The organism is Actinomadura geliboluensis (assembly GCF_005889745.1).
Lineage (GTDB): Bacteria > Actinomycetota > Actinomycetes > Streptosporangiales > Streptosporangiaceae > Spirillospora > Spirillospora geliboluensis.
The window spans coordinates 1-1698 of sequence record NZ_VCKZ01000714.1; the positions used below are offsets into that span (position 1 = coordinate 1).

Consider the following 1698-nt stretch of genomic DNA (forward strand, 5'->3'; position numbering starts at 1 on the left):
GCCCCGGTGCCGTCGTCCGGCGCGCCCACCCCGGGCGAGACGCCGCCCGCGGCGCCGCCCGCGAACGGTCAGCCGCCCGCGGAGCAGCCCAGCGGGCCGCCTCCGGTGACCACCGCCCCGATCGGCCCGCTCGTCGGCGGCGACGGGATCACCTACCAGCTCGTCCAGCAGGACGAGGGGTACTTCGAGGGCAGGATGGTCATCACCAACCGCACCGGCCGTCCCATGACGACCTGGACGCTGACGTTCCGCGCCCCCGGCGCGGACGTGAAGAACATCTGGGGCGCGGCGCTCGTGCACGGCGGCACCGAGGTCGAGATCCGGAACCTGGACGGCGCCCGCGCGATCCCGCCCGGCGGCACCTGGGAGATCCAGTACGGCGCGGCGGGGCGGGCGTCCACACCGAAGGGCTGCGAGCTCAACGGCGAGGCATGCGGCTTCTGACCGGGGTACTAGGCTCTCGAACATGCGTATCGCCAGGTTCTCCACCGACGACGGCATGTCCTTCGGTGTGGTGGAGGAGAACACCGTCGCCGCCATCGCGGCCCACCCGTTCGGGGAGCCGACGTTCACCGGGCAGCGCCTCCCGCTCGCCGACGTCCGGCTGCTCGCGCCGATCCTGCCCAGCAAGATCATCGCGATCGGGAAGAACTACGCCGACCACGTCCGCGAGATGGGCGGGGACGCGCCGCCCGCCGAACCGGTGATCTTCTCCAAGCCGTCCACCGCCGTGATCGGCCCGGGCGAGGCGATCACGTACCCGGAGAAGCTGTCCGAGCGCGTCGACCACGAGGGCGAGCTCGCCGTCGTCATCGGCCGCATGTGCCGCGAGGTGCCCGCGTCCCGCGCCGCCGAGGTCATCCTCGGCTACACCTGCGCCAACGACGTCACCGCCCGCGACCTGCAGCAGAAGGACGGGCAGTGGACGCGGGCCAAGGGCTTCGACACGTTCTGCCCGATCGGCCCCTGGATCGAGACCGAGGCCGACCCCGCCGACCTGGCGATCACCACCTCCGTCAACGGCGAGGTCCGCCAGGACGCCCGGACGTCCCAGCTGCTGCACGATGTCCCGGCCCTCGTCGAGTACGTCAGCCAGGTCATGACGCTCCTGCCCGGCGACGTCATCCTCACCGGCACCCCCGCCGGCGTCGGCCCGATGCAGATCGGGGACGAGGTGACCGTCACCATCGAGGGCATCGGCAGCCTCACCAACCGCGTCGTCTCCCGCGACTGAGCCATGGCGTTCGGCGGCTTCACCGACGAGGCGTTCTCCTTCTACGAGGGCTTGCAGGGCGACAACAGCAAGCCCTACTGGACGTCCCACAAAGAGACCTACGAGCGCCATGTGCGCGAACCGCTGACCGAACTGTGCGCCGAGCTCGAAGACGAGTTCGGCGCGGTCAAGCTCTTCCGGCCCTACCGGGACGTCCGCTTCAGCAAGGACAAGACGCCCTACAAGACGCACCAGGGCGGGCACACCGCCGAAGGGTTCTACATCCAGATCGACGCCGACGGCCTGATGGTCGCCGGCGGGATGTACGCGCCCACCCCGGACCAGCTCCGCCGCTACCGCGAGGCCGCCGCGTCCGACACCTTCGGTGGCGAGCTCCAGTCCATCGTGGACGACCTCCGCGCCGCCGGCATGGAGATCGCCGGCGACCGGCTCAAGACCTGTCTGTTATACACATGGTACTCCGC

3 protein-coding genes are annotated in these 1698 nt (G+C 70.7%); all 3 read left to right on the forward strand.

Annotated features, from left to right (window positions below; translation table 11 throughout):
• Nucleotides 1-444: cellulose binding domain-containing protein (locus ETD96_RS43760; RefSeq protein ID WP_171069545.1), on the forward strand; the 444-nt coding region annotated here is incomplete at its 5' end.
• A 22-nt stretch (nucleotides 445-466) separates the two neighbouring features.
• Complete coding sequence (locus ETD96_RS43765; protein WP_138642349.1) at nucleotides 467-1234, forward strand: fumarylacetoacetate hydrolase family protein; 768 nt, start codon at nucleotides 467-469, stop codon at nucleotides 1232-1234.
• A gap of 3 nt (nucleotides 1235-1237) precedes the next feature.
• On the forward strand, nucleotides 1238-1698 hold a 461-nt coding region (locus ETD96_RS43770; RefSeq protein ID WP_138642350.1), incomplete at its 3' end, for a DUF2461 domain-containing protein.

Coding starts and splice junctions, on each gene's coding strand:
- ETD96_RS43765 (WP_138642349.1), top strand. CDS start 467: ATGCGTATCGCCAGGTTCTCCACCGACGACGGCATGTCCTTCGGTGTG.